Source organism: Sorangium sp. So ce128, assembly GCF_051525245.1.
Classification (GTDB): domain Bacteria; phylum Myxococcota_A; class Polyangia; order Polyangiales; family Polyangiaceae; genus Sorangium; species Sorangium cellulosum_B.
On sequence record NZ_CP150313.1, the window covers coordinates 5,489,840 to 5,510,382 of the forward strand.

Below are 20,543 nucleotides of genomic sequence, written 5' to 3' on the forward strand. Positions count from 1 at the left end.
CCGTTCTGTCTACTGCACGTCGACGACCGCCTCGAGCTCCTGCTTCTGCATCAGGCAATTCGCGGCGCTGCAGATGCTGAAGGAGAGCACGCCCGCCACCTTGGTCTTGCCCTTCTTGGCCGCCACGAACGGGACCTTGAGGACGCCCTTGGTCTCCTCGAACGCGCCGTCCTCGCGCTTGAGCAAGGGCTTCGGGTACGAAACGCCCTCGGCGGCCGCCTCGGTGACCTTGAACTTGATGGGGTATTTGTCGTTGATGTGGTAGTCGCCCTTGGACAGGAGCGACACCTCCACGAGCCCCTCCTGGCCGGCCTTGTACGTCCCTGTCGGCTTCATTTCGAGGGTGTAGACCGCATCCTCGACCTTCGATTTTCCGCCCTGGGGTGGGGCTGCAGGTGCTGCCTCGGTGGCGCCGCGAGAGGTCGCCGCTTCGCTCTGGCTACAGCCGAGGACGGGGAGCCCGGAGAGCGCGATCAGGCACATCGCGGCGGAGAGGGGCTTGCCGGTCCGAGTTGAAGGATGAGTGCTCATGGTCAACACAAATAACACAGCGGCGGCGCCAGCGCGAACGCGGGGCCCCGGCGCCCAGGACGATGGCGCACTGAACCGGAGCGCGCGCGCCTTCGTCCTGCGCCGCCGCCGGCGCCGCGCGTAAGGCGCAACGTCGCACGAGCGCACGGCCCGGCGCCGCCGTCAGCGCGAAATCAGCAGCACGACGAGCGCACAGAGCAGCACTGCCACGCCGGCCACCGCGGGGATGACCCACCGCGGCAAGCGCTGTGGCACGCCCATCACGATGTCCTCGGCGAACGCCTCGGAAGCGTCCGGCGAGGGCGCGATGACCGCGGCGGCGATCGACCCGCCGCTCGCGCCGGCGGGGACCGCGCCCACGCTCGCCGAGGCATGCCGCTGGCGGGCCAGGACCGACGGCAGCGCGGCGCGGATCCGGGCCGCGAGTTCCTTCTGTGGTAGGTACGCCCAGTCGCGGTGCGACCCCGCGAGGCCGTACGCCTGGCCCACGCGATCGGCGAGCAGGCCGACGGAGGGCAGGCGCGCCTCCGGGCTCTTCATGAAGGCCTCCTCCATCACCGGATCGAGCGAGGCCGGCGCCCCGTACGCCTTGCCCGCCACGCTCGGAGGCAGCGGATTGTTGCCCATGATGGCCACGAGGATCATCGGACCGGTCGGCGCGTGGAACGGGACCTGCCCCGTGACGCACTCGAACACGATCGCCGCGACCGACCAGACGTCGGCGCGATGGTCGAGCGCGAGCAGCCCCTGCGCCTGCTCGGGGGACATGTAGAAGGGCGACCCGATCGTCGTGCCGACGACGGTCAGCTTCTTCGCGCCCTCGCTGTTGTCGCGCACGCTGCCGAAGTCGAGGATCTTCACCATGTCGCCGTCGTGCGTGCCGACCAGGAAGATGTTGTCCGGCTTGAGATCGCGGTGCACGACCTTGCGCTTGTGCGCCTCCTCGAGGCCGAGCGCGATCTGCGACAGCATCCGCACCAGGCGCTCGGGGGGCAGCACCTTGTCGCGCTTGAGGACCGTCCGGAGCTCCTCGCCCTCGAGGTACTCCATGACCAGCGCGAAGCTGTGGTCCTCGGTCTTCTCGAAGGCGAGCACGTCGACGATCTGTTCGTGGGGCAGCGACGCGCTGACCTCGAACTCGCGGTGAAAGCGCTCGACGCTCACCTCGTCGAGCGCGACCTCGGGGTGGAGGATCTTCAGGGCGACGCTGCGGCCGGTCCGAAGATCGAGCGCCTGGTAGACGCGCCCCATGCCCCCGTCGGCGACAATCCGCCAGATCTGGTAGCGCCCGCCGCAAAGGGTCGCGCCGACGCGCCTGTCCTCCGGGTGGACCGGCGGCGCGACCTCAGCCACCGGGATGAGGCGCTGCCCGTCGACGGGACAGAAGCCGCTGTCGTGCGAGAAGAGCCTGAAACAGGCGGAGCACGTCTTCAAGCCGCACCCGGGATCAGGCGCGGGAGGGGTCCGCGGCCGGCGTGCTGCCCGTCGCGGGCTCCGGCGGCATGTAGTAGAGGATCCGGTTGCAGTTCGGGCACCGCTCGAACTCCTCCTGGCGGCGCATCTTCTGGAACATCATCGGCGGCACGGACAGGTGGCAGCCGAGGCATGTGCCGTCGTAGGTGCGGGCGATCGCGACGGGCCTGCGCGTCCGGATCGACTCGTAGCGGCGGTACAGGACGACCGGCAGCTTGCCGACCACCTGCTCGCGCGCCTCGGCGCGCTGGGCGCGCTCGGCCTCGAGCGCGGCCAGCGACGCCTGCGTCCCCGGCGCGCTGCCGTCGATCGCCCCCGCCAGATCGACGCGCTTCGCCTCCGCCACATCGATCGCCGAGCGCGCCCCCTCGGAGGCCGAGTTCAGCCGCTCGATCTCTTCCTCGCGATCGCGGTGCAGCTTGCGCAGCTCCTCGATCTCGCGCTGCGCCGCGTTGGACTCGCGCTCGTTCCGGGAGCGCTGCAGCTTCTCCCGCGAGCGCTCGATCTGGCTCGACATCTGCCGGAGCTCGACGACGAGCTCGGAGCGCGTCTTCTCCATCGCCGCCAGGGTCTCCCGATCGCCCTTCAGCCGCTCCTCTAGCCGCTTCAGGTCGGACCGCATCCCTTCCAGGCTGCCGCGCTGCTTGTCGAGCTGCTCATCGATGCGGCGGATCTCGCTGTCGATGGCCGACAGCTCTTCGAGGAATGCGATCTGCTCGCGGATGCTCACGTGCTTCCTTGTCTCCTTGTGTTTCGTGGCTTTCGTGGGCCCACCTGGACTCGAACCAGGAACAGCCCGGTTATGAGCCGGGGGCTCTGACCGATTGAGCTATAGGCCCTGGTACAAGGGCGAACCCCCGATCGGGGCCGCCCACTTTCGCACCGGCGGACAACGTAGTCCAAGCGGCGCGCAGTTGGAAGGGGAGCGGTTCGGCCGGACCGGGTTCGACGATGGCGCCACGGCGGTCAGGGGTGGCTCGACCGTGAGGGAAGCCCGTTCGCGGACCGGGCGCAGCGCGAGGGGGGCCTCGCCGGGCATGGCGCAGGGACATTGCGCCGGCGCGCGCGGTCAGTCCAAGCCAGAGGCCACGCCAGAGGCCCGGGCTGCGGCCCCTCACGGCCCCTGCCGCCCGCCCGGATCGACCATCGGGCTGCGGCGTGGGATGCGCGCTGTCTTGGCCGCCGGGGTCACGGCCTTGCCCCCGTCGAGGGCGTCGGAGCAGCACCGGAACCCGACCTGATAGAAGCGGAACCACCGGTTGTGCGTCGACGTGACCGGGCGGCATCGCGAGCGGATCGGCCCCCAGTAGCCCCCTTTCAGCGTCGATCGAAATGGCTTCTCGTCCAGCGTGCCGAGCTCATTGTTCACCCACTCGTCGACGTTGCCGGTCATGTCGCGCACGCCGAAGGGACTGACGCACCGGTGCATCTCCCCGGACGCAACCCGGCGATCGAGCCGCTCGACCTCCGCCGAGATCTTCCATGGGTCGGCGAACGTCTCGAGCACCGGCATCGAGATCTTCTTGTCGATGTTGCAGGCGTCGGGATCGCGAGCGATCCCGTAAGGATAGGGCCACATCTGCGGCCCCTCGCACGCGAACTCCCACTCCTCGCCGGAGCAGAGCCGCTTGCCCTCGATCTCGCAGGCGCGCTTCGCCTCCAGCCAGTTGACCATCACCACCGGGCGGACGCCCTCGATGTTCGGGTACTCGAAGACGTCGATGCAGAAGCGCCGGTGCTGGAGGCGCCCCTCGCAGAGGACCTCCGGCTCGAACCGCGCGCAGATGTCCTTCTCCTCATCGATGTAAGCGGCGCAGTGGTGCCCGACGTACGGGCAATAAATGCCGTCGACGAGCACCATCCCGCCGAGGCACGCCGCGCGGCTCTCCGGGTCGACGCGCACGTACGCAGGCAGCGGCGGTGGCGCCGGAGGCGCCACCGCGGGCGCGGGCGGGGCCGGCTCTGGCGGGGCGATGCTCGCAGCCGGGGCTGCGCTCGCCGCGTCGAGCGGCCCAGGCGACCTCTGGAAGCGGGGGGCAAAGAGGAGCGCGCTCACCAGGGCGGCGACGACGAGGGCGGCGATGAAGGCGATGCGCTCGCGCATGTCAGTCGTACACGCCGTCCTTCTCGCGGTCGCGCTCGATGAAGGGCCGCGGCGGCGGCGTGACGACGCCGTCGACCGTGTCCGCGCAGCAGCGGAAGCCGACCTGGTAGAACTTGAACGTCGGCCCGTGCCCTCCGGTCGTGAGGCGGCAGGTGTTCCGAACAGGACCCCAGTAGCCGCCGTTGAGCGTGGCCGGGCGCGACGTGCCCGGATCGTCGGCGAGGTTGTCGGTCCACTCGTCGACGTTACCGGAGAGGTCGTACGCCCCGTAGGCGCTGATGCAGTTCGGGTGCGATCCGATGGGATCGGCCTGCCACAGCCGGGCGATCTCGCCCTCGCGGGTCGCCTCGTCCACCATGGCGTCGATGTCGAACTCGATCGCGGCGCGGTCGATGTTGCAAGGGCTGGGCGTGCGCACGAAGCCCCAAGGATACGGCAGGCGCTTCGGTCCTTCGCAAGCGAGCATCCACTCGGAGCGCCGGCACAGCCGCCTGCCGATCGAGGCGCAGAGCGACTTCGCTTCGTGCCAGTCGACGTAGACGCGCGGGAGCTCGCCCACCCGGTTCGGCCACTCGTGGCGATCGATGCAGAAGCGCCGGTGATCCACCGGAGCCCGACAGCGGGCGCCGCGCCCGTACTCGGGGCAGCCATGGCCGGCTCCATCGCCGCTGCGGGTGCAGACATACGGGAGGGATGGACAGAAATCGCCCTCCACGAGGCTCATGTCGGCGGGGCACGCAGCGCGCGCCACCGGATCCGCCGCGAAGGGATCGACCAGCGGGGCCGCCGCGGCGGCCTGCAGGCTCGCGCTTCGCGGAACCGGGGCCGCACCGGGAGGCGAGCCCGGAGCGGGCGCTGCTGCCTCCTCCTGACCAGCGGCCGTGGCGGGTGCAGGCGTGGACGATGCTGGCGCCGCGGGCCCGGCAGAACGCGCCGCAGCGGGGCCGGGCTCGGAGCGCCCGGACGGAGAGGGCGGCGCGAGCAGCAGCGCGTCGAGCTCAGGGGCGTACCGCGCAAGGAGCGCGACCACGCCGAGCGCAGCGCCGGCGCCGACCGCCATCAGGACACTCCTTGCACGCGCTTTCACCTGCGCGCCCTCTCATAGTCCAGCTCGCAGCCCAGCGACGTGAGAAGAATTGTAAGACAACCGGAAGACCTGGCGCGCGCGGTGCGGTGCGGTGCGGGGCGCGTCGCGGGCGCGGCGCGCGACGGGGCGGGACCGCAGGGGCAACAGGGGCAACAGAGCCAACTGAGCAGCGAGCGACGAGCAGGAGCGGCGCCACGCCCGCTTCCGTGTGTGATAGCTCTCCGGTTCCCCCTATGGATCGACTGGTCGTTCGAGGCGCCCGGCAGCACAACCTCAAGAACGTCAGCGTGTCGCTTCCGCGCGACCGCCTGGTGGTGATCACCGGCCCGAGCGGCTCGGGCAAGTCGTCCCTGGCGTTCGACACCATCTACGCGGAAGGGCAGCGCCGCTACGTCGAGTCGCTCTCCGCCTACGCGCGGCAGTTCCTCGAGCAGCTATCCAAGCCAGACGTCGAGTCGATCGAGGGCCTCTCGCCCGCCATCGCGATCGAGCAGCGCGCGCTGGCGAAGAGCCCGCGCTCGACCGTCGGCACGGTGACCGAGATCTCGGACTACCTCCGCCTGCTCTTCGCGCGGGTCGGCACCCCGCACTGCCCCGCGTGCGGCAAGCGGATCGAGGCCCAGACCGTGCAGCAGATCGTCGACCGCATCCTCGATTTCGGGGACAAGACGCGGGTCACGATCATGGCGCCCATCGCGCGAGGCCGCCGCGGAGAGCTGAAGCTCGACATCGAGCGGCTACGCCGGGAGGGCTTCGTGCGAGCGCGCATCGACGGCGAGATCGTCGATCTCGGCGACGAGATCGTCCTCGACCGAACGCGCGCGCACGACCTCGATGTGGTCGTGGACCGGATCGTGGTCAAGGACGGCATCAAGGGCCGGCTCACCGACTCCGTCGAGCTCGCGCTCAAGCTGGGCGAGGGCAGGCTGCTCGTCGACATCTCCAGCGACGGCATGAAGATCGAGCCGCTCTGGATGAGCGAGCGCTTCGCGTGCATCGACTGCGGCATCTCGCTGCCGCCCATCGAGCCGCGGATGTTTTCCTTCAACGGCCCGCACGGCGCGTGCCCGGCCTGCGACGGCATCGGCGCGAGGACCCGCATCGATCCGGACCGCGTCGTCCCCGATCCTCGGCGCACGCTCCGCGAGGGCGCGGTGGTGGCCTGGGGGCGCCGCGGCTCGCTCTCGCTCGCCACGGAGACGGAGCGGGCGGTCAGCACGCTCGGCTGCGATCCGGACGTCCCATGGGCGAAGCTTTCGGCGGCGGTGCGGCAGGCGATCCTCGAGGGGGGCGACGCCCAGGGCGCCGGCGGCCGGGGGAAGAAGAGGGCCGCCTATGAGGGGATCATCCCGCGGCTCGAGCGCCTGCTGAGCAGCGGCGAGCCCGCCCTCGCCGACGAGGAGGAGGCCGATCCCGACGAGGACAGCGCCGCGCTCTCCGACGAGATCGGCCGCTTCGTCATCACGCGCGTGTGCGACGCCTGCGACGGCAGGCGCCTGCGCCCGGAGGCGCTCGCCGTGCGCCTCGGGGATCGCAACATCGCGGACGTCGGCACCCTGCCGCTGCGCACGCTGCGCGTCTTCCTCGAGGGCCTCATGCCGCCGAAGGAGGGAGCGCCGCGGGCCTCCGCCGATGCGCAGGCCGCGGGCGAGGCCCACGTCGACGGGGCGCTCGCGCCGCGCGAGCGCGCGATCGCCGAGCCGCTGCTCCGGGCGGTGATCGCCCGCCTCGGGTTCCTCATCGACGTCGGGCTCGACTACCTCACGCTCGACCGCTCCGCGCAGACCCTCTCCGGCGGCGAGGGCCAGCGCATCCGCCTCGCGACGCAGATCGGGGCCGCGCTCGTCGGCGTGCTCTACGTGCTCGACGAGCCCTCGGTGGGCCTGCACGCGCGCGACAACACGCGCCTGCTCGAGGCGCTCAGGCGGCTCGTGGACCTCGGCAACACCGTGGTCGTCGTCGAGCACGACCGCGACGCCATCCTCGCGGCCGACCACATCGTGGACATGGGCCCGGGCGCCGGCGTGCACGGCGGCAACGTGGTGGCGCAAGGCACGCCGGAGGAGCTGAGCGCCGATCCGGCGTCGATCACCGGCCCGTACCTCAGCGGCAAGAAGCAGCTGGCGATCCCCACGAAGCGCCAGCGCCCCGACGGGCGCTTCATCCGCGTCAGCGGCGCGCGGGCCCACAACCTGCTCAACGTCACGGCCGAGATCCCCGTCGGCCTCTTCTGCACGGTCACCGGCGTGTCGGGCTCGGGCAAGTCGAGCCTCATCGTCGACACGCTGCTGCCGGCCGCGAAGAACGAGCTGTACAGGAGCTCCGCCCCGATCGGCGCGTGCGACGGCATAGAGGGCCTCTCGCACATCGACAAGGTCATCTCGATCGATCAGGCCCCGATCGGCCGCACGCCGCGCTCGAACCCGGCGACGTACACGGGGGTCTTCGGGCTCCTCCGCGAGCTCTACGCGGGCCTCCCGGAGGCGAGGACGCGCGGGTACAAGGCGGGCCGCTTCTCGTTCAACGTGAAGGGCGGACGGTGCGAGGCCTGCCAGGGCGACGGCGTGCTCCGGATCGAGATGCACTTCCTGCCCGACATCTTCGTGACGTGCGAGACGTGCGGCGGTCGCCGGTACAACCGCGAGACGCTCGAGGTGCTCTACCGCGGGATGTCGATCGCCGACGCGCTCGACCTGACGGTCGAGCAGGCGATTGACCAGTTCGAGGCGCTCCCCCGCGTCCGGGAGCGGCTCGCCGCGCTCGCGCGGGTCGGCCTCGGCTACATCACCCTGGGGCAGCCCGCGACGACGCTCTCGGGCGGCGAGGCGCAGCGCGTGAAGCTCGCGCGCGAGCTCGCGCGCAAGGCCACCGGCCGCACGCTCTACGTGCTCGACGAGCCGACGACGGGCCTGCACTTCTCTGACATCGAGGTGCTCACCGGGAGCCTGATGAGCCTGCGCGACGCCGGGAACACCGTCCTCGTGATCGAGCACAACCTCGACGTGATCGCATGCAGCGACTGGGTGATCGACCTGGGCCCCGAGGGCGGCGAGCGCGGCGGGACGATCGTCGCTGCTGGCACCCCGGAGGACATCGCGCAGGAGGAGGCGTCATTCACCGGCGCGTACCTGCGCGAGGTGCTCGCAGCGTCGAAGCGTCGCACCCCACAGCAGCCGCGCAGCCGCGCAGCCGCCCGTAAATAGCAGAACGGGCGTGGCCCCGCCCGGTCCGCGCGACGTGGACCGGGAGCAGGAGCGCACGCCCGACGGCGCCGAGGCACCCTCGCGCAAGGAGGCGACCGACGGCCGGCCTCCTCGCGTGGCGCAGCGTCAGCCGTAGTCCTTCTCGACCCTCTCCTGATCCTCTTTGCAGCGGATGCACAGGGTCGTCTCGGGGCGCGCCTCGAGGCGCTTCGCCGAGATCTCCTCCTCACACTCCTCGCACTTGCCGAACGAGCCGTCCTCGATCTTCACGAGCGCCTTCTGGATCTTGTCGAGGAACGACTTCTCGCGGCCACGGAGCCGGAAGGTGAACGACTGCAGGTACTCGCTCGACGCGAGGTCCATCTCGTCAGGGAGATCGTTCGCGTCGAGCATCATGTCCTCGGTCAGCGTTTGCTTGGCCTTCTTGACGATCTCGTCGCGCTTCGTCTCAAGCAGGGTCTTGAACTTTTTCAGCTGGGCCTTGTTCATAGGTCCTCTCGCGTCGAATGCGCCGTTCGGCGCTGCCGTCTGAGCTCCCTGGCGCATGCAAGCCGCGGGGCGCTGACCCCGGCTGCCGGGACTTACGGCTCCGCGACATGTCCGAAGAGGCCAGACAACCCCCCGAAATTGCGAGGCGCGGGATTCTAGGCGTGGGGGCCGAGCCCGTCAACGACGCCTCCGTCGTAGGCAGAGATCGCCCGAGCGCACTGCAGCCGACGCCTCTCGATTCGCCATCGCTCGCCATCGAGCACCATCACGCCCGCGACCGACCGCACGCTGCGGCATCGGTTGGCATCGGTTGTCGGGACAGCGTGGAAAGCATCTGCGGGAAGTCCCCGAGCCACCGGAAAAGGCGGCGGACTTGGCCTCAAACCCGCATGCTCACCCCAGAGCACGCCGGAAATGAGACGCAGCGGACGGTTTGACGAAAGGCAGCTCACGTGGAACAAATTTATCCCATATTGCTGGATTTCGATCAGAACCGAACCCAGGTCCGTCCCCGCGATGCCTCCACGGTGATCGTCCTCCGTGACGGTCGCGCTGGAATCGAGGTGTTCTGCGTTCGCCGCCACGCGAGCTCGAGCTTCATGGGGGGCGCCGTGGTGTTCCCTGGTGGGAAAGTGGACGCGCAGGACGGCGCGGAAGTCTGGGCGGATCGGGCGACCGAGCCACCGGCGCGCGCCGCAGCGTTCGCGACGGGCGAGACGCCGGCGCGAGCGCTGTGCGTGGCCGCGTGCCGCGAGACGCTGGAGGAAGGGGGCATTCTGCCGACCGATCTTCCGCTGCCCGGCGACGAGGTCGACGCGGTGGGGCGGGAGATCGCCGCCGGGGCGCCGCTCGATGCGGTCCTCGCGCGGCGCGGCCTGAAGCTCGCGCTCGCGGCGCTCGTCCCGTGGGCGCGGTGGATCACGCCTCTCGCCGAGGCGCGGCGCTTCGACGCGCGCTTCTTCCTGCTACCGCTACCGCCAGGCCAGATCGGGCGACACGACGGGCACGAGACGACGATGAGCTTCTGGGCAGCGCCGTCCGAGGTCCTGGAGCGCGCCGCGCGTGGGGAGATCCTTCTCGCTCCGCCGACTTCACGCACGCTCGATCTCCTCGCCGCGGTCGCAGACGTGCGCAGCGCCGTGGCGCTCGCGGAACGCCAGTCGCTCCTGCCGATCTGTCCGCGCTTCGTCCCGGGCGATGGGGCCGAGCCGCCCTACCTGGCGCTGCCAGGCGACCCTTCGCACGAGGCCCGCGATCGGCCCACCGAGGGTCCGACCCGTTATGTCCTGCGCAATGGGCGCTTCGTCGCCGAAGAATGCTGCGCACATGGATCCCTGATCCACATCAAACAGGAACGAGAGCCAGATCCACCCGTGCCGACCAGCTTCGACACCCCCCAGACGAATGCCCCCTCCGTGCCGGCGACGCCTGATCTCGAGGAGTGAGCCATGGAAACGAACCCGAAAGAGAACACGACGCAGCCTGAGCTGTTCACCGCGAGCGACGTCGCGCGCTTCTGTCAGGTGGACCTCAAGACCATCCACAATTGGGCGGACAAGGGGGAGATCCGCCACTTCCGCACGCCCGGACGGCACCTCCGTTTCCGGCGGCTGGACGTGCTCGATTTCCTCCGAAAGTACGGCTACCCGATCCCGGAGATCCTCCGGATGGGCAAGCCGAAGGTCGTCGTGGTCGACGACGACCCCTCCGTCCTCGCCGCGCTCCGCAAGACGCTGTCGCGGAGGTTCGACCTGACGACGTTCCAGGATCCGTTCGACGCGCTCGTCGCGGTGGGCAACCTCCAGCCCGACGCGCTCATCCTGGACATCATGATGCCGGGCCTCGACGGCGTGCGCTGCCTGGAGCGGCTCCGCTCCATCGACGCGACCTCGCACATCCGCTGCATCGTGTACTCGAACCACGAGGACATGAAGAAGAACGCGACCGAGGCCGGCGCCTACGACTTCATCAAGAAGGGCGAGGCCGGCGAGCTGCGCGACTCGCTCGAGCGGCTCATGGGCCTCGAGCGAGGGTGACGCCTGAGCGGGCGACGCCCGCGCAGGCCAGCGGCACCCCTCACTTGCCCTCGCGGTAAGCGCGTATCGCGTTCACGATGGCGTCCGCCATCTTCTGCCGGAAGTCGGCGGTCGCGAGGCGAGCCTCGTCCTCGGGGTTCGAGATGAACGCGGTCTCGAACAGCGCGGCCGGCATGTCGGCGCCCGCGAGGACGAAGAAGCCCGCGCCCCTGACGCCCTGATCCTTCGTGTCGGGGTAGCGGGGCGAGAGCGAGGCGAGCGACGACCGCTGGAGGAGCTCGGCGAAGTGGCGCGAGCGGGCCGCCATGTCGCCGACGTTGAGGTTCGACAGGATCGCCGCCACCTCGAGGCGGGCGCCGGGATCACCTGGGTCCACGCCCTGCCCTGTCCGCCCGGCGCGGGCGGCGTTCTCGCGCGCCGCGAGCTGCGCCGACGTCGCCTCGCCGTCGTGAGGGGCCGCGAGCGAGAACGTCTGGACCCCACGAGCGCGGCCGTTCTCGCTCGCGTTGCAGTGGATCGAGACGAACAGGTCGGCGTGGAACGCGTTCGCGCGCGCGGTGCGGAGCTCCAGCGGGACGTAGGTGTCGCTGTCCCGCGTGAGGAGCGTCTCGATCTTGAGCTCGCGCGCGAGGAGCGGGGCGACGCGGTGGGCGACGTCGAGCGTCACGTCCTTCTCCTTCAACCCGGTCGGGCCGACGGCGCCGGTGTCGTTGCCGCCGTGCCCCGGGTCGATCGCGACGCGCCGGACCTCTCGCGCGCCGCCGGGGTTGTCCTTGTCATCGCGCAACGGAGGGCGGGTGCTCACGTCGACGACGATCCGGAACGGATCGGGGAGGTAGAAGATCCGGCGGTGCAGGTTGGCGGCGAGATCGAGGACGACGCGCGTTCCATCCGGCTGGACGCCGACGCGCACGCGCCGCAGGACGCCGCCGACCTCGATCTCCCTCGCGATGCCGCGCGACGTCGCCCTCGCGATGTCGACGAACACGCGCGCGTCCTTGCCGGCGCTCTCGTCGGCCGCGAGCGTGCCGACGTCGAACGTCGTCGGCGCGGAGAGCTGGACCACGACGCGCGCCCCTTTGTCCGAGCCGTGCCGCTCGATCGAGGTGATCTTCACCGGGCCGGTGGGCGCGGCCGGCGCACGGGGGGCGACGACGACGTCGCCGGTGGCTTCGGCGGTCGTCACCTGCACCGGCGCCGCGCCCGCGGAGCTCGCGGGCGCGGCGGAGGAGCCCGGCGCGGGCCCCGAGGCGAGCGCGAGCGCGACGCCCTCGATCCGGTGTCCTTCCTGCTCCAGCGCGCGCAGCGCATCCCCGCTCGGCCGATAGGCAGCGGCTTGCGCGAGCGCGAGCGCGAGCGCGCCCAGGCACTGCGAGCGCGGCGCGCCGCCGGACGGCGCGGGCGGGGCGAGGGCCGCGTAGCGCCGCGAGACCAGGTAGAGCTCGCGGTACGCGACGGCCGCGTCGTGAGCGAGCTCGCCGGCGAGCAGCGCGCGGCGGCGCTCGGCCTGGCACGCGCGCTCGACGTGGGCCGGATCGGCCGAGGCGCGGAAGGCCGTCGCCGCCGCGCTGTAGAGCTCCATCGCCTCGCGCGCGTCGGTGACCGCCTGATCGAGGCGGAAGAGCCGCACGCGAAGGTCGCCGGCCAGCTCCGCGAGCGAGGCCGCCTGCGCCGGCGCCCCGGCGCGCGATGACGCGATGGCGACGGCATCGGCGAGGGCGACCGTCTCGGCGCGGGGTGGGAGGAGCGCAGCCGGATCGAGCAGCGCGGCGGCGCGCTCCTCGTCGGAGATGCCGGCGGGCGCAGCCGGCGCGCCGCCCTCCGCGCTGCACCCGAGGGTGGCGTGCGCCACCACTGCAAAAAGCGCGATCGCCGCGAACGCCGGAGCGCTACGATGCAACCACGCCGGGCTGGTGTGCTGTCGGTTCGCCAGTTCAGCCCCGCGCGCCGAGCGACTGGCGATGCGTCCAGGAGGTTTCACGTGCCCGACCTCACGCCCACTTCATCCACAGGACCCCTCTACGCGGACCGCGCGTCGGGGGAGAGGTTTGCCGACGCGACGAGCATGGTCAACGCGTATCTCGCCCGGTACAACGCGAGCTCTCAAGGCGGGGCCAGAGCGCCGAGCGGCGCTGGCGCCAGCACGCTCGACGAGACGGGGTACGCGCAGCTTCAGCACGGGAGCGCGACGATCGGCGTCAACGTGCTGGAGGCTCAAGGCGTCCTGATGGTCTTTTCTCCCATCATGGCCGTCCCCCTGAGCGGGCGCGAGGCCTTCTACAGGCGTCTCCTGGAGCTCAGCTTCATCACCACCTCCGACGCGGCCTTCGCGATCGACAAGTCGCGCAACGAGGTGGTGGTGCGCTGCCTGCGGCGCCTCAGCGCGCTCGAGTACGAAGAGTTCGAGGATATCGTCACGACGGTGAGCCAGGTCGCCGACACCTGGGATGACGCGCTGCTGCGCGATGTGCGCGGCGGGTGAGCCGTTCGCGGTGGTTTCCGGGGGCGCCGGGGGCGCGCGCGCTCCCGCCGTGCGCGGCAGCCCGTGATGCGCCGATCCGTCGCGAGATTGCGGTGCAGCAGACCCGGGTGGTAAGTTCCTCACCGCGATGACTGCGGGGGAGCAACCGACGACCGCGGAACCTGGTGAGCGCTCCCTCTCTGCTGAGGAGGCGGAACGGATCGCGTCGTCGATCCGGCCATCCTGGGAGGGGTTCGACGAGCTGTCGGGCGCCCGAGGCGACGCGCGCGGCGGCGCCGTTGCTCAGGAGCCCGGCGCATCCGCTGCGAAATCGTCGGAAGCCCAGGCGGCCTCCCCCGCCGAAGCGCCGGCGGTGAAGCCTGGACCCGCGGTGGCGCCTTCTCCTGCTGCACCTGCGGCGCCCACGACGCGTGTCATCGAGGCCCCACCAGCCGGCGCGTCCGGCGTGTCCGACACCGTGATCGAGGGGGTCCCGACCATCGCGATCGGCGAGGACCCGCCGGGACCGCCCGCGGCGGGGGCCACGTCCCGCGACGCGGGAATGGCGGGGGCCGGTGAGCAGGCCAGCCCCTCGCCTCAGCCGGTCATCGACGCCCGGACGGCCGGAGGCGCCTCGGACGCGAGCGCCCCGATCGCGCTGGAGGGCGGCGCGGTGGCGCGGGACCAGCCCCCCGCGCCGGCAGGGAAAACACAGGTAGGAATGGGTGAGCCGGCGGCTGCGGCCGGCGCGCCAGGCGCCGCGGCCGGCACGCACGCCGCTGAGCCGCAGCCGCGGGTGGACCGGTCCCCCTCCCCGCCCCCGGAGAACGAACCGCCGTCGGCACGGCCGGCGCGCAGAGGCTCCCGCGCGGCGCATCCGGCGAGGGAGAACGTTGATTCCGTGGCCGCGTCCGGCATCCGCACGGAAGACCACGATCCGATCGAGATCCCCGTGTCCACGCCGAACAAGACGGCGCTGCGGGTCGTGCTCGCCCTCGCGGGCGTGGCCTTGCTGCTCTTCGTCGTTCGCACCTTGCGTCAAGACGACGCCGGAGAGGATCCCGGGCCCCCGGCGGCATCGTCGACGGCGGAGACACCCGCCGCAGCGACCACGCCCCCCGCCGCCTCGCAGGCGCCCCCCGCCGCCTCGACCGCCGCCACCGCTACGGACGACGGCGCCTCGCCGGCGTCGAGCGCCTCAGCGTCGCCTCCGGCTCCCACGGCGACAACATCTGCCGCCGCGGCGGCGCCTACCTCTGTCACGACGCCTCCTGCGGCCACGGCGCCTGCATCTGCCACGGCGCCCGCTTCCGCCGGGAGCGCAGCGACGCCCACGGTGCCAGCGACCAGGCCGAAGGCAGCCCCCCCTGCACAGAGGCCCGCGCCTCCAGCACCGGCGCAGCGTGGCACGAGCTCGACCGGAGGCAGCAAGGGCGGCGGCATCATCCGCGATGCGCCGTTCTGAAGCGCACCTCTTTCTCGCCTCGGCAGCGAGGCCTGCTGCAATCGTATCCTTTCGCGGACGCCGACGAGGCGAAGCCCGATCTGAGGAGCCATGAAAACACGCGCCTGCGCCCCAGTCCTCCTGCTCTCGCTGATCGCTCCCGCCGTGCTCACGGAGGCCGGGCTCCCCCCTTCTCTCTTCAGCGAACCGCTGAGCTTCGCGCAACCGTCCGACCCCGTGACCGAGGTCGCGCGCCAGCGCTACGAGGAAGGGGTCAAGGCGTACGACGCCGGTCGGTTCGAGGAGGCACGCACCGCGTTCCTTCAGGTCTACGCGCTCAAGCGACACCCGGCAGTGCTGCTCAACCTCGGACAGAGCGAGCTTCGCTCCAATCACCTCCAGGACGCCGGCAAGCACCTGCAGCAGTTCCTGCGCGAGCACGCCGCGGCGACGCCGGAGCAGCGCGCCGCAGCGGAGAAGGCGATCGCCGATGTGAAACGGAAGACCGGCTTCCTCGTCGTGACCGCCGACGCGAATGGCGCGGACATCAGCGTTGACGGCGTCCTCATCGGCAAGGCGCCGCTGCTCGATCCGGTGTTCGTGACGCCCGGCAAGCACACCTTGTTCGCGACCTACCTGGACCGATCAGCGACCACGCAGGTGGACGCGAAGATCGGCACAGCCACGCCCGCGACGCTCACCCTGGGCACGAGCGGTGCGACGCCCGCGACGCCGCCTGTCGGCGCGCCCCCCCCGGCGACGCCGACCGCTGCGCCCGCTTCAGTCCCCCCGGGCGCCGTGTCGCCACCGCCTCCGGCGACGAACATCGCGCCGCCAGCGCCGGGCGCGACCGCTCCCGGCGCGATGGCTCCGGGCGCAGCCGCGCCGAGCCCCTCACCGTCACCCGCAGCGCCGACGAGCTCGGGCGCCGTCAGCGTCTCGACGAGCAGCACGATGGGCTCGATGAGCCCGGCGCAGGCCTCCGGCGGACGCGAGCCGTTCTTCCACTGGTACGCTCGCAAGCCGCTCGCCTGGGCAGGGACCGGCGTCGCCGGGGTCGGCTTGGTCATGGGGATCGTCGGCTCGGCCATCACGGTGGACGCGCGCAGCAGCGCCGACGACATCGGGCAGCAGATCGAGACGTACGTCGCGGGTCACCAGAGCGCGATTCCTGCGAACCGCAGGTCTCAGCCCTGTGGCGCGCGCGAAGATCCGTCGGGCGACCTCCCCGACTTCAGGAACGCATGCGGAAAGCTCCGCGAGAAGCTCGACCGCTTTGACGGCGCGGTCCCTTGGGCGATCACAGGGTGGGTCCTCTTCGGCGTCGGGGTCGTCGGCACCGCGACCTACGCCATGATCGATTGGTACCCGCAGAAGCAGCAGACCGCGGCCGACGGGCCGCGCATCACCGCGATCGCGCCGTTCGTGGCGCCAGGTCAGGCCACGCTCAGCGTCGCAGGCGCCTTTTAGCGCTGCAGTCCGGTGCGCGGGCGCCGCGGCTCGAGCTCACGTATCTCTCGCGATACGAAGCAGATCCCGCATCGTCGACCGCGGGACATCCGCGAGGCGGGCAGCGGCGCTGACGTTGCCGCCCACCTCCTCGAAGGCGCGGAGCGCATCGGCGGGCGTGATCTTCCGGCGGACCGGGGGCTCGCGATCGGCGATGACCGCCGTGATGTGCTCGGGCAGCACACGGCCATGCGCGCGCAGCGCGGCTTGAATGAGCACGTTCCGCAGCTCCCGGACGTTGCCTTGCCAGCGGTGCGCCCTCAGCGCTGCGAGCGCCCCAGGGGACAGCTGGCGCCGGCCAATCTCGGAGCTCGCCAGGAGGTGCTCGGCCAGGAGCGGGATGTCGTCGGGCCGATCGCGCAGCGCGGGGAGCTGAAGACGGCACACCGCCAGGCGCTCGTAGAGATCCGCGCGGAAGCGACGCTCACTGACGAGGGTCTCCAGGGGCTCGCAGGTGGCGACGACGAGCCGCACGTTGACCTGCGTCGCCCTCTCCGCGCCCAGCGGGCGGACCATCCCCTCCTCGACGACGCGCAGCAGCTTCGCCTGGACCTCCAGCGAGAGCGCCGCGATCTCGTCGAGGAAGAGCGTCCCATGGCTGGCCTCGACGAACGCCCCCTGACGCTCCCGAACCGCGCCGGTGAACGCACCCCGACGATGGCCGAACAGCTCGGACTCGGCGAGCTCCCGCAGGATCGTGGCGGCGTTCAGGACCACGAACGGCCGGTCGGCCCGGGGGCTCTCCGCGTGGATCGCCCGGGCCACGAGGTCCTTGCCCGTGCCCGACTCGCCGCGCAGCAGCACGGGGAGCTGGAGCGGCGCCACCCGCCGCACCGCCGCGGCGAGCTGCCGCATGGGCCGCGAGCGGCCGATGAGCCCGGGGAGCGGCGGCCCATCCTCCTCGATCACCGGGACTTTTCGGGCCGCCTCGACGCACATCGCCGTGCGACCGATCTCGAAGCAGCCGCCAGGAACGAGCATCGCCTGCCGCACACGGACGCCACCGACGCGAACGCCGTTGCGAGAGCCGAGGTCCGTCACCTCGATCGATGCGCCGCGGTGCGCGACGCGGCAGTGCCGGGCGCTCACCGCGGCATCATCAAGCCTCACGTCTGCAGCCGGAGCGCTTCCCAGGATGAGCTCGGCCCCCGGCGCGACGGCGATGCGCACTGGAGCGCCTCCGCTGGGATGCTCGCAGCGGAGCCACACCGTGGCGAGCGCGTCGCTATCGTCCACGATCTCCACGGTGACGTCCCGGGTCGAGAGGGGCTCACCGCCGCGCGCGCCGGGGTCCGATCGACCGCCGGGCGCTCCGACGAGCGCTCCCGGCAGCGCCACGAGGGGCGCGGCTGGCGCCGCAGGCGGCGCGGACGCCGCCATACCGCCGTGAGCCGAGGTGAGGGGTCTGGAAGGGCTGTCGTGGTCGCTGCGGATCTGTGCGTCGTCCATGTCCAGGTGGTTTGTCGTCGGCACGCGAGGCGCAGTTGCGTCGCCCGGGCGACATTCCTGCTCGTCGGCACGCGCCTCCCTTTGCGCTCTGGACCGCGCTGTTCTAGAGGCCGTTCGTGAGATCGCGCTCGACAAGGTGGACCGCGCCGCTGCTCGGCGTGGCGGCAGCGGGCTGGGTGCTCTCGGCCAACCAGGCCCTCGCCCAGCCCGCAGATCAGGCGACGGCCGCAGCCGAGGAGACGGCCGCGGCCGAAGAAGAAGAGGAGGCCGGGCCGGAAGCCGGGGTGAAGCGCCCGGCCGGGCCCGACGATCGAAGCGGACACCTCCTGCTCCAGGGACGGGCCGGGTACAGCCAGCCCTTCGGCGGCATGGCCGCCGGCCAACCGGTCGCCGACACGGTCTCTGGCGGGTTCGCCTTCGGCGCCAACCTCGGCATCGGCTTGAGCCGCGTGACCGTCCTGGAAGCAAGCGGCTCCTACACCCTGCTCCCGGGAGCGGCAGGCTGCAGCGACTGCTCCGGCCGAAGCCTCGATCTGGGTCTGGGGTTCGTCTACCACGTCGCCCAGGGGATCGCGGTCGACCCCTGGATCAGCTACGGCGTGGGGTACCGGCGAGCGGTCTTCACATGGCCGGAGGCCTCGGCGGCCGGTCCCACCGGGACCGATCACGTGTTTCACGGTCTCGATGTCGCCCGCATCGCGCTGGGCGCCGACTTCTACCCGGCGCCGATCCTTGGCGTCGGTGTGTTCGCAGAGCTCGACGCCGGCACCTACCTCTCGCGCCCTGACGAGGGTTCCGACCCCACGGCCTACGGATTCTTCCAGATCGGTGTGCGCCTCGCGCTGGATCCCCTACCCCGGGGCACGCGACCACCGGCAGCCTCGGCCGGTACGTCACCGAGGATCGCCGCTAAAGCGACCGGCTTCCAGGGAGCAGCCCGCCGCTAAAGCAGCCGGAATGTGGGCGGTCCAGAGCGAGGGGCAGGTATAATCTGCCGCGAATGGGCGAGTTCAGGACGAGCAGCCGCACCCGACCCGTCGCGGCTGCCGTGACCGACGTAGGTCGCCAGCGAAAGCACAACGAGGACAACGTCCTCGTGAAGTCCGATCTCGGCCTCTTCGTCGTGGCGGACGGCATGGGCGGGCACAACGCGGGCAACGTCGCCAGCGCGCTCGCGACCAAATCGCTCGACAACTTCTTCGAGGCGACCCGCGCCGGCAGCTTGCCAGGCCCCGTCCCGGCCGACGAACAGGAGCTCGATCCGGAAGCACGCCGCGTCGTCGCGGCGATCCGCAAGGCGAACCACGATGTGTTCGTCATCTCGAACACGTACACCCAGCACCAGGGCATGGGCTCGACGGTGGTCGCCGCCTACGTGTCGTGCGAAACGGAGCAGATCCATGTCGGGCACGTCGGCGACAGCCGTTGCTACCGGATCCGACACGGCGAGATCGAGCAGCTCACGAAGGACCACTCGCTCATCAACGACGCCCTCGCGCTCAAGCCCGACCTGAGCCAGGACGAGCTGGCGAGGCTCCCGAAGAACATCATCACGCGCGCGCTCGGCATGAAGGACGCCGTGAAGGTCGACATCCGCTCGGAGCCCACCCAGCCCGGCGACGTCTTCCTGCTCTGCTCGGACGGGTTGAGCGGGATGATCTCGGAGCAGCAGATGCTCGATGTGTTCGACATCACCCAGGATCCGCACGAGGCCTGCGAGCTCCTCATCGAGATGGCCAACGAGGCGGGCGGGACCGACAACATCTCGGCGCTGATCGTCCGCATCCAGCTCGACGCGCAGGACGAGCGGCAACCGAACAGCGCCGAGCTCGACGACACCCGGCCCCTCCACGTCGATGAGTTCGGCGAGACGGTTCCGCCCGCGGCGGTCCACGACGGACAGCTCCCGGTCGACGAGGTCGATCTCGACATCGCGGCGCAGCAGGTCCACTCCATCGCGGACAGCGGTCTGCGGAGCCAGGCCCACAGCGCGCCAGGCACGGTGGCGCGCATGGCCGCCGCGCCGTTCACGGATCGGCGCTCGCGGGCCGCCGCTGGCTCCGGCCGCTACACCGCGGTGACGACGGCGGCGAGATCTCCCGTGAAGGAAGCCCCGCCATCGAAGCCCGCAAAGCGCGCGACCGAGGTGCGGGTCGCGCGGTGCGCGCACTGCAAGCACGAGCTCTTCATCGGCAACCGGTTCTGCGTCGAGTGTGGCGCCCCCATCAAGCCGTGAGCCGCGCCGCGGGCGCGTCGGTGCGGCCGCGGCGGCGTCGACCTGCGCGCCGCCCCGAGCGCCGGTCGCTGCTCGCGACCGACGCCGCGGGGCCGACGCGGCAGATCACTTGACCGCGAGCAGCTCGACCTCGAAGACGAGGGTAGAGTTCGGCGGGATCACGGGCGGGAAGCCGCGAGCGCCGTAGCCGAGCTCCGGCGGGATCGTCAGCTTGCGGAGGCCGCCGATCTTCATGCCGGCGACCCCCTGATCCCATCCCTTGATCACCTGCCCGGCCCCCAGCTTGAACGAGAATCCCTGGCCGCGGTCGCGCGAGCTGTCGAACTTGTCGCCGTTGGTCAGCGTGCCGACGTAGTGCACCGTCACGAGCTGGCCGTGCTTCGCCTCCGCGCCTGTGCCTTCCTTGAGGTCCTCGATCCCGAGCTCTGCTTGCATGGTCGACTCCTTTCGGCGCGATGGGAGGAGCGCTGCACGGTCGCGTCAAGCCGAAGCAGCAGATGAGCCCTCCGGACGAGCGCCCG

16 protein-coding genes and 1 tRNA gene are annotated in these 20,543 nt (G+C 71.3%); 7 read left to right on the forward strand and 10 right to left on the reverse strand.

What is annotated here, in order from left to right:
• Positions 1–9 precede the first annotated feature (9 nt).
• The 6 genes from WME82_RS20920 to WME82_RS20945 form a co-directional block, all read right to left on the reverse strand.
• Positions 10–531, reverse strand: coding sequence for a hypothetical protein (locus tag WME82_RS20920; RefSeq protein WP_437747253.1), 522 nt, complete (start codon positions 529–531; stop codon positions 10–12).
• A 162-nt stretch (positions 532–693) separates the two neighbouring features.
• Positions 694–1,965, reverse strand: coding sequence for a serine/threonine protein kinase (locus tag WME82_RS20925; protein WP_438044247.1), 1,272 nt, complete (start codon positions 1,963–1,965; stop codon positions 694–696).
• A 13-nt stretch (positions 1,966–1,978) separates the two neighbouring features.
• Positions 1,979–2,734, reverse strand: coding sequence for a zinc ribbon domain-containing protein (locus WME82_RS20930; protein WP_437873158.1), 756 nt, complete (start codon positions 2,732–2,734; stop codon positions 1,979–1,981).
• A 35-nt stretch (positions 2,735–2,769) separates the two neighbouring features.
• Positions 2,770–2,843 (reverse strand) — tRNA-Ile (locus WME82_RS20935).
• A 275-nt stretch (positions 2,844–3,118) separates the two neighbouring features.
• Positions 3,119–4,108, reverse strand: coding sequence for a formylglycine-generating enzyme family protein (locus tag WME82_RS20940; protein WP_438044248.1), 990 nt, complete (start codon positions 4,106–4,108; stop codon positions 3,119–3,121).
• 1 nt (position 4,109) lies between these two features.
• The gene (locus WME82_RS20945) at positions 4,110–5,168 is read right to left on the reverse strand and encodes a formylglycine-generating enzyme family protein (RefSeq protein WP_438044249.1); all 1,059 of its coding nucleotides are present in this window, start codon (positions 5,166–5,168) and stop codon (positions 4,110–4,112) included.
• 260 nt (positions 5,169–5,428) lie between these two features.
• On the opposite strand from WME82_RS20945, the gene uvrA reads away from it, so the two are divergent.
• A complete protein-coding gene (gene uvrA / locus WME82_RS20950) occupies positions 5,429–8,398 on the forward strand; it encodes an excinuclease ABC subunit UvrA (protein WP_438044250.1) in 2,970 nt (989 codons plus the stop codon).
• Between the two features lie 126 nt (positions 8,399–8,524).
• On the opposite strand, the gene WME82_RS20955 is transcribed toward uvrA, so the two are convergent.
• Entirely contained in the window at positions 8,525–8,887 is a 363-nt protein-coding gene (locus WME82_RS20955; RefSeq protein WP_012236416.1) for a TraR/DksA family transcriptional regulator, read from the reverse strand.
• Positions 8,888–9,339: 452 nt separating this feature from the next.
• On the opposite strand from WME82_RS20955, the gene WME82_RS20960 reads away from it, so the two are divergent.
• The gene (locus WME82_RS20960; protein WP_438044251.1) at positions 9,340–10,332 is read left to right on the forward strand and encodes an NUDIX hydrolase; all 993 of its coding nucleotides are present in this window, start codon (positions 9,340–9,342) and stop codon (positions 10,330–10,332) included.
• Between the two features lie 3 nt (positions 10,333–10,335).
• Positions 10,336–10,923 (forward strand): response regulator, encoded by a 588-nt coding sequence (locus tag WME82_RS20965; RefSeq protein WP_012236418.1) that lies wholly within the window; start codon positions 10,336–10,338, stop codon positions 10,921–10,923.
• Between the two features lie 40 nt (positions 10,924–10,963).
• On the opposite strand, the gene WME82_RS20970 is transcribed toward WME82_RS20965, so the two are convergent.
• Entirely contained in the window at positions 10,964–12,775 is a 1,812-nt protein-coding gene (locus tag WME82_RS20970; RefSeq protein ID WP_438044252.1) for an N-acetylmuramoyl-L-alanine amidase, read from the reverse strand.
• Positions 12,776–12,988: 213 nt separating this feature from the next.
• Here WME82_RS20970 and WME82_RS20975 point away from each other — a divergent pair, with 213 nt between their 5' ends.
• Both WME82_RS20975 and WME82_RS20980 read left to right on the forward strand, forming a co-directional pair.
• Entirely contained in the window at positions 12,989–13,405 is a 417-nt protein-coding gene (locus WME82_RS20975; RefSeq protein ID WP_438044253.1) for a YbjN domain-containing protein, read from the forward strand.
• A 1,534-nt stretch (positions 13,406–14,939) separates the two neighbouring features.
• Positions 14,940–16,298, forward strand: coding sequence for a hypothetical protein (locus tag WME82_RS20980; RefSeq protein ID WP_438044254.1), 1,359 nt, complete (start codon positions 14,940–14,942; stop codon positions 16,296–16,298).
• A 36-nt stretch (positions 16,299–16,334) separates the two neighbouring features.
• Here WME82_RS20980 and WME82_RS20985 read toward each other — a convergent pair whose 3' ends face one another.
• Positions 16,335–17,786: a sigma 54-interacting transcriptional regulator gene (locus WME82_RS20985; RefSeq protein ID WP_437747264.1), complete on the reverse strand. Its 1,452-nt coding sequence runs from the start codon at positions 17,784–17,786 to the stop codon at positions 16,335–16,337.
• A gap of 176 nt (positions 17,787–17,962) precedes the next feature.
• Here WME82_RS20985 and WME82_RS20990 point away from each other — a divergent pair, with 176 nt between their 5' ends.
• Entirely contained in the window at positions 17,963–18,733 is a 771-nt protein-coding gene (locus WME82_RS20990) for a hypothetical protein (protein WP_438044255.1), read from the forward strand.
• Between the two features lie 53 nt (positions 18,734–18,786).
• Positions 18,787–20,022, forward strand: coding sequence for a Stp1/IreP family PP2C-type Ser/Thr phosphatase (locus WME82_RS20995; protein ID WP_438044256.1), 1,236 nt, complete (start codon positions 18,787–18,789; stop codon positions 20,020–20,022).
• Positions 20,023–20,127: 105 nt separating this feature from the next.
• Here the strand turns inward: WME82_RS20995 and WME82_RS21000 are convergent, their stop codons facing one another.
• The gene (locus WME82_RS21000) at positions 20,128–20,457 is read right to left on the reverse strand and encodes an FKBP-type peptidyl-prolyl cis-trans isomerase (RefSeq protein ID WP_012236426.1); all 330 of its coding nucleotides are present in this window, start codon (positions 20,455–20,457) and stop codon (positions 20,128–20,130) included.
• Positions 20,458–20,543: the final 86 nt, after the last annotated feature.